Below are 7,334 nucleotides of genomic sequence, written 5' to 3'. Positions count from 1 at the left end.
TCACCGGCCACCCCTGGATGCCGGCACTACCCGCGCCCACCTGACCACGGACACCGAGCCGAGCGCACCGGAGGCCGAACGGCCGACCGGCGATCACGCCATGCCACCACACCGCTGAATGTTTACGAGCGGCGGCGACTGGAAGCGATCGAGCGGGAGCTCCAGGCCGAGGATCCGAGCCTCGCTCACCCGAGCGTTCGAAGATCGCGGTCACCCAGCTGTGCTAGATCGCCTGCGTTTCGCCGACGATTTCACCGCGGGCTTCGAGTATCAGGAAGACGCGCAACGGTTCCTGGCTGATCTCCGTGAGCGGTTCGCGAAGTTCGGGCTGGAACTGCATTCTGGCAAGACCCGGTTGCTCGAGTTTGGGCGGCATGCCGCTCGGCGACGAGCAGCGCAGGGTCTGCCTAAGCCTGAAACGTTCGATTTCCTCGGCTTCACACACCTGTGTGCGAAGACCAAGAATGGGCGTTTCTGGGTGCGGCGCATCACGATCTCGAAGCGGATGAGGGCGAAGCTGCGTGAGGTCAAAGACCAGCTCAAGCAACGCCGACATCAACCCGTCCCGGAACAAGGGCAATGGCTACGACGTGTCGTGCAAGGACACCTCGCCTACTACGCCGTGCCCGGCAACACCGACGCGGTCGCATCCTTCCGCACCCAGGTGGCACCCAGGTGGGGCGACACTGGCACAGGGCGCTGCGGCGCCGCAGCCAGCGCACACGCCTCAACTGGACACGGATGGACCGCATCACCAAACGATGGCTACCACCCGCCCGACCACGGCATCCCTTCCCCGTCGTGCGCTTCGACGCCAGAACCCGAGGCAGGAGCCCAGTGCGGTAATCCCGCACGCTGGGATCTGTGCGGGGGGCCGCCCGCAAGGGCGGTCCCTACCGCGAACGCCGACGAGTGCACCCTGGTCCGCCTCTCGGGGATCTTCCAGGCCGGGCCGCAATGGTCGCGATGGTCCCGAAGATCGACCAAGGCTTCGCACCCGGCGCCGCGTGGGATGGCACGAGCACACTACGCATTTTCGAGGGGCACCAAGCGGTTCGTTCGATCGGCTACCGCGCCGACCTGAACTCCGAGTGGATCCCGGCGGTGGGCGCCGTGGCGGCCAAGCTGCACGCCGCGTGCGGGCGGTTGGGTTCACCCGGGTCCGGCAGGCGGCCAGGACCCGCGTCAACAGCAGCAGGTAGCGCCGCGCCAGGGCGTCGGGACCGTGGCCCTCGTGCTTCAGCTACTGCTGCAGGCGTTCCACCGAAGTGGTGCAGCTCGTCACCGCGGGTGGGCAGGTCTGCCCACCCGCGGTGACCCGGCCGTGCTCCGACGATGCCGGGTCGACGTCGATGACGGCGAGGCCATCCGGCACTCCCTCGTGCGGTCGAATCCGACGACGTAGGCGAGCTGCGCCGGCGGCGCGGCCGCGGCCTCGGCGGCGCTGCGGTAGAAGGTCGGGTCCGCGGTGCTCGTGTCTGTTCCCGAGCTGTGGGTAGCAGCCTGAACCTGACGAGCGGGTATCCGGCCGGCACCCACGAGCCCACCGAACCAGCCGATTGCGTCGGGGACAACCCGCAGGTGAGCGGACGTCCTGCTGAAACCAGAGGCCTCGACAGGCGGTGCTCGGCAATGCTCGCGATCGGTGCGCCCTCCTTGTCGAACAGGTCCAGCATCGGGAACGGGTCGACCTGCCCTCCACCGGATCAGCGAGATCGTGGCCGCCCGGTGCGACGCGAGAGCCGTCCGCATCGCCGCCATCCGGTCCACGGACATTGAGACCCACGGCCTTGCGGGTCAGCGGGTTGGGCACCAGCCCCGCGTCGCGGGTTGTCGGGCCGAACAGGCAAGAAATGTCCAGAAATGCCCCGGGATGTCAGTGCCTCGCCTCGCGCTTGGCCTCGGCCTGGCCGTGTCCGCTGCTCGGCGGTGCGGGGAGAAGGCGGCCCTGCACCTCATACGGAGTTGGGCCGTAGGTAACGTACGAAGTTGCACCCGGTGGGTGCGACGGTGATGCGTGTGCGTCTGCCGGGGCCGACGGAGAGGGTTGGTGCGCGATGGCTCTGCCGCGACATCGTGGACGATCCGTTGCGAACTGATCGAGAAGTCGTGCACGACGTGGTTGCCACCGACAGGAGCCCCTGTTCCCGCGGCGCCGGTCCTGTGGACCCGGCACAGCCCGGTGCAACAGCGGCAGTGCCGCTGCCCGGTGCGGTTGCGCTCGCGGTTGCGTGCGGGGCCGCGTGGGCGTTGGCTGCGCCACCGCGGGGCTGGTGGCCAGTGCTGCCGCTCGGAGTCGCTGCGTTGACGATCGCGCTCTACGGCCGAGGGCTCCGGGCGCGGCTGCTGCTCGGCGCGCTCGCCGGAGTCGTCCTCTACGCGGCGACGCTGGTGTGGCTGACCGGATTCGCCGTTGCGGGCTACGTCGCCGTCGTGCTGCTCGAGACCGTCATGCTCGCCGTTGCGGTCGGGCTGGTTCCCACGGCCCGAAGCGGTCGGTGGTCGGGAGGCTGGTGGGCCCTCCCGGCGGCGCTGGTGCTGCTCGACGCAGCTCAGACCCGGTTCCCGTTCGACGGCTTCCCACTGCCCGCGTTGGTGCTCAGCCAGCTCGACGGGCCCTTCGCGCTCGCCGCCCCGGTCGGCGGCTCGCTGCTGGTGACCGCGGTTGCGGGGACAGCGGGTGTCGGGCTCGCGGCGGTGTTCCTCGCTCGTGGAAAGCGTCGACTGGTGGCCGTCGGCACGGCCGCCCTCCTCGCCGGTGCCCCGCTCGCCGCAGGAGCGGCCGTCACGACCACGCCGACCGGCAGCCTCGACGTAGCCGTCGTGCAGGGCGGCGGGCCCCGAGGGCTGCGCGCGGTGTTCACGAACCCGCAGGACACGACCGACCGCCAGTTCGCCGTGGCCGAACAGATCACCGGGACGCCGGACCTCGTGCTGCTGCCGGAGGCCGTGATCAGTGTCAAGGGTTCCATCGCCGGGACCATGGCGGAGCAGCGGGTCGCCGCGCTGGCCCGCGCACTCGACGCGCCGGTCGTCGTCGGCGTCGCGGAGAGTGCAGGCTCCGGGTTCCGCAACGCCGCGATCCTGTGGGGTGCAAACGGCGAGCGGCTCGGCCGGTACGAGAAGGAGCACCGGGTCCCTTTCGGGGAGTACATCCCCGGCCGGGAACTGCTCGAGCGCATCACCGATCTGACTGCGCTCGTTCCTCGGGACGCGATCGTCGGTGAGGGCGAGGCCCTCCTCGACTCCCCGGTGGGGCCGCTGGGGGTGGTGATCTCCTACGAGGTGCTGTTCGCCGACCGGGTGCGCGAGGCCGTCACCGCGGGCGGCCAGATCGTGCTCGTGCCGACCAACGCGGCCTCGTACGTGACCGAGGAGGTCCCCGCGATCGAGGTCGCGGCCGCGCGGCTGCGGGCCCGGGAGTTCGGCCGAACGGTCCTGCAGGCCGCCCCGACGGGCTACTCGGCTGTCGTCCTCCCGGACGGCCGGGTGGTGGCGCAGACCGAGCTCGGGGCGCCCGGCCTGCTGCGCGAGAGCGTGCCGCTGCGCACCGGGCTCACGCCGTACGCGCGCGTCGGTGACCTCCCGTTCCTCCTGCTCGCGGTCGTCGCACTCATGGCGCCCGCCCTCACCGAGCAGGTTCGGCGGCGCGCGCGTCGGCGCGCGCCCGTGCCCGGGGAAGCATGAGCGGCAGCGGGGAGGACACTCCACCGACCGGCGATCAGGTGGGCCGTCGCGGACGCTTCGGGGCGGTCGCGGTCCTGCTGATCCTCCTGGTTGCGGCGCTCACCTACGGCAGCATCGCACTGGACATGCTCATCCCCTCCGACGCCGCGCGCGAGCTCGCCGCCCTCACCCCGTCACCGGACCGGCCGGATCCCTCGACGGCGATCCCGGGCGTCCGCATCGAGAAGATTCCCAGGGGCGAGCACGTCCCCCCGGGTGACGAGCCCGGCTACGCATCGCGGCCACCGGTGGGCGGGCCGCACGCAACCTCGTGGGCTGCGTGCTCAGGGGTGGTGTTCCCGGATCCGGTGCGCGATGCCGACGCGGTGCACTCCCTCGAGCACGGCGCGGTATGGATCACCTACGATCCCGCACGCACCACGCCCGTCACGCTCGAGGCGTTGACCGGCCGCGTCCGCGGGGATCCCTACCTGTTCCTGTCGCCCTACCCGGGGCTCGATGCGCCGGTGTCGCTCCAAGCTTGGGGGCACCGGCTGGTGCTCGATGCGCCGGAGGACTCCCGGTTCGAGCAGTTCATCATGGCATTGCGCGACAACCCCTACACTCCGCCGGAGCCGCGCGGGAAGGGTGGCCCGCCGGCAGGGGGCTGAGTCGCCCCGGGCGAGGCCGGTTGATTTGAACCCCTTTACCGCATCGGGTAGTTCTCAGGTAGTCCACCACGCCTCCGCTCGTGAGGCGCTATGACGAACCCGGATCGCTCAACGCTGCTCAAGGCGGTGGAGTCCGTCCCGCCGATACCGTGATCTCCGTCGACGACGTCCGTGCTGCGGCCCGACGCCTGGAAGACGTCGGTCACCACACGCCCGTTATCACCTCCCGCACCCTCGACCAGCGCGTCGGCGGTCAGGTGTTCGTCAAGTGCGAGAACTTCCCAGTGAACCGGCGCCCAGATGGTCGCGCCTACCATGCCGTCAGTCGTCTCGACCGGGTAAGCTGACCAAAGGGGAGTGGCACCTTCTCCTCCCGCAACCGTGCACGGGCCCGTGGCGCTGGCCGCGCGGACGCGCGCCCACCCGGGCGGTCGTCGCTGTCGGCCGTGTGTACCTTGCAGGGGCCGGTGCGACCGTGATGCGCACGCGTGGACCGTCCGGTGGACCGAGCCGATCGCGCGAGGCCAGCGCGTACACCAGACGCCTGGGTCGTGGTCACGTCTACCCACCTCTCGATTGCAACCGGAGGACCGGCGCCGACGACCACGGACGGCCGGCGCCTTCCGCGGGCTGCTGCGTGCAGCTCGGCCGGTTCCACCGCCGGCCCGCACGTGCAGCAGAGCGCCCCATTCCGCCCGGGATCATCGGCGTTTCCCGCGCTCGGCCCAGCGGGCGGTTTCGTCGGAGTGATCCCCAGGTGGAAGTGGTCCTGGTGGACCGCATCGCTGAAGAAGCCCTGGCCGTCCGGGACGACCGGACCACCGACCTGGCCCCGGCCCCGTCGTGCAGTGGTGACGAGCAAGGTCGAAACCACGAACAGCCGCCTCGCACCGACGCGCGCAAGCGCCCTGCCGGCGACGGTTGAAGCGGCTGCGACAGCAGCGGCCATCGGCAGGAAGGCCAGCCCGACGGCGACCGGCCCGAAGCCCAGGATGCCGCCCATGAACAGGCTGAGGAAGTAGAACAGCGCGTAGATGGCCGCGCCCAGGATCAGGCCGACGAGGTTCCCGCCCAGCACCGTGGATGGTTCCGACCAGACACGGCACTTGCCTCCTGGAGGCGGAGCACACTCGTGCCGTCTCCGATCCACCAGCCCTTCCAACGGGGACCGTGGCGGCTCGCCTCCGAGCCCAATCTGCTCCCCGGACCACAGACGCAAGCCGTGGGCCGACGAGGGCGTGATCGCCATACTCGTCGTCGCACTCGACGACGTTCTCGACCTCGAGGCGAGCTTGTGCCCGTTCGGGAGATCGAGCGAGATGGACGTGTCGTGGATCCGCGCCCGGGTCGGGTCCGCGGCGACGTGGGCGCCACTCGACGGGGGGAGTAGAAACGTTCGCCACGAGTCGTGAGCGCGAGCGAACTCTTGAGGCGTCTGTGGGTCACCGCTCGAAGCTGACGTGGATGTGGTCGTAGTGCCCGCCGACGGCGTCGTCGGGGTCGTACACGCCACCGCCGGTATAGGCGCGACCCCATTCGCCGGCATCTGGAGTTCCCGGCGACCAGATCCGTCCCTGCCAGATGATGTAGGACACCCGCAGCGCCTCGGCGTTCTGCCGGAACCACTCGGCGGCCCGCCAGCCGTTCTCGATCTCCACGCCCTGCGCGAAGCGACCACCCTCCCCGGGAAAGAAGTCGCAGCCCTTGCCGAGCGGATGGTCACTGGTCGGATTCGCCGGTCGGCGGGCGAAGCACCCGCTGGACCGGATGAGGGCTCCGCCCCGTAGTCCGCCGAACGCCACCTCGGCCTGCCGTAGCGCGTAGGCAGTAACGCGCGTTACGCAACCGTTGGTCGTTGGGTCGTCCTCGACGCATCCCGTTCCGCCGCCCTCGTACGGTGTGACGGAGCCTGGTGGGGGCGGTGCACACTCCTGGGTGCCGGACGCTCCCAGCTCGCTGGTGTCCACCTCGGAAAGTAGATCTGCTGCTGTCTGTTCCCACTTGGCGTACGCCGTCGGGAATGCGGACCGCTGCACCGTCTGGGCAGCCTGCCACAGTGGCATCTCCGTCCACCCGGGTACGTCGACGAGCCGGTCGTAGAACTGGGTCGCTGCGTATCGAGGGTCCTGGACCTCGGCCGGGCTGCCCCATCCCTGCGACGGGCGTTGCTGGAACAGTCCGAGTGAATCGCGGTCGCCGTAGTCGAGGTTGCGCAGGCCCGACTCCTGCAGGGCTGTTGCGAGAGCCACCCACAGTCCCCGTTCCGGAACACCCATCGCACGCCCGGTCGCCACGATGACCGCGGCGTTCCGCCGTTGCTCCGGCGTCATACCTGAGGAACCGTCTGCTTCGATCGGGACTGCCGTCGGGGCCGGGTAGCAACCGAAGGTGCGTGCGGGCGGCGTCATGAGCACGCTCACGCCGAAGAAGGCGGCAGCCCCGAAAGCCGCGATCATCCCGACGACGACGCCCAGGATGGCGAGCCTGATCCCGAGCCGGCGGAGGGCGAGAGCCGCGTGCTGAGCGGGGTTCACGCTGCGGTGCCCGTCCATGGTCGGGGGGATCGTGCCGCCGTCGCTCCTGGCCACGACCCGGTCACGCCCCGCAACACGCACACCACCATGCCCGACGTGCTCCGGCGATGACAGTGGCAAAAGGGTGTATCACACCCCTCAGCTGTCCCCGGTGCTCGCACCCGTCGCGTCCACGGCGGTAGTGCGCCCACTCACTCGGCCGTCGACTCCTGCTGTCTCTTCCATGAGAACACGCGGTTCATGAACTGCTGCTGTCCGTGCGGCCGATCGCCATTCAGACGCTCGAGCCGCACCTCGAAAGGTTGGCGAGGAGATTGACCCAGGCGGGGTGTGCATTGAGGTGATCTCAGCAAGATCGTAGCGCGACGTGAGCGCGACACGCTCATATCGGACAATCTGCGCGGTGCTGGTGAGAGCGTGGGGTCCCCCGATAGGGAGTTCTCACCACAAGATCGACCCGCAG

General features: G+C 70.0%; 6 protein-coding genes. 4 read left to right on the top strand and 2 right to left on the bottom strand.

The features are described from left to right. Nucleotides 1–114 precede the first annotated feature (114 nt). On the top strand, nucleotides 115–300 hold the full coding sequence (locus KME75_RS47215; RefSeq protein ID WP_372452756.1) for a DUF3040 domain-containing protein: 186 nt from the start codon (nucleotides 115–117) through the stop codon (nucleotides 298–300). Here KME75_RS47215 and KME75_RS44410 read toward each other — a convergent pair. Continuing rightward, entirely contained in the window at nucleotides 224–574 is a 351-nt protein-coding gene (locus tag KME75_RS44410) for a hypothetical protein (protein WP_246633655.1), read from the bottom strand. The genes KME75_RS47215 and KME75_RS44410 overlap by 77 nt on opposite strands. Before the next feature lie 1,439 nt (nucleotides 575–2,013). On the opposite strand from KME75_RS44410, the gene lnt reads away from it, so the two are divergent. From lnt to KME75_RS38350, 3 genes are all read left to right on the top strand, one after another. Continuing rightward, nucleotides 2,014–3,687, top strand: a complete 1,674-nt coding sequence (gene lnt / locus KME75_RS38360) for an apolipoprotein N-acyltransferase (RefSeq protein WP_246633656.1) — start codon at nucleotides 2,014–2,016, stop codon at nucleotides 3,685–3,687. Beyond that, nucleotides 3,684–4,337 carry a thioredoxin-like domain-containing protein gene (locus KME75_RS38355; protein WP_219419847.1) on the top strand — a complete coding sequence of 218 codons (654 nt, stop codon included), beginning with the start codon at nucleotides 3,684–3,686 and terminating at the stop codon, nucleotides 4,335–4,337. The genes lnt and KME75_RS38355 overlap by 4 nt, the downstream gene beginning before the upstream one ends. Before the next feature lie 80 nt (nucleotides 4,338–4,417). After that, entirely contained in the window at nucleotides 4,418–4,684 is a 267-nt protein-coding gene (locus KME75_RS38350) for a hypothetical protein (protein ID WP_219419846.1), read from the top strand. Between the two features lie 1,095 nt (nucleotides 4,685–5,779). On the opposite strand, the gene KME75_RS38345 is transcribed toward KME75_RS38350, so the two are convergent. Further along, the gene (locus tag KME75_RS38345) at nucleotides 5,780–6,586 is read right to left on the bottom strand and encodes a VldE C-terminal domain-containing protein (RefSeq protein WP_219419845.1); all 807 of its coding nucleotides are present in this window, start codon (nucleotides 6,584–6,586) and stop codon (nucleotides 5,780–5,782) included. Nucleotides 6,587–7,334 lie beyond the last annotated feature (748 nt).

It is taken from the genome of Pseudonocardia nigra (genome assembly GCF_019396355.1).
GTDB lineage: Bacteria > Actinomycetota > Actinomycetes > Mycobacteriales > Pseudonocardiaceae > Pseudonocardia > Pseudonocardia nigra.
This window is presented reverse-complemented; position numbering and strand designations above follow the sequence as displayed.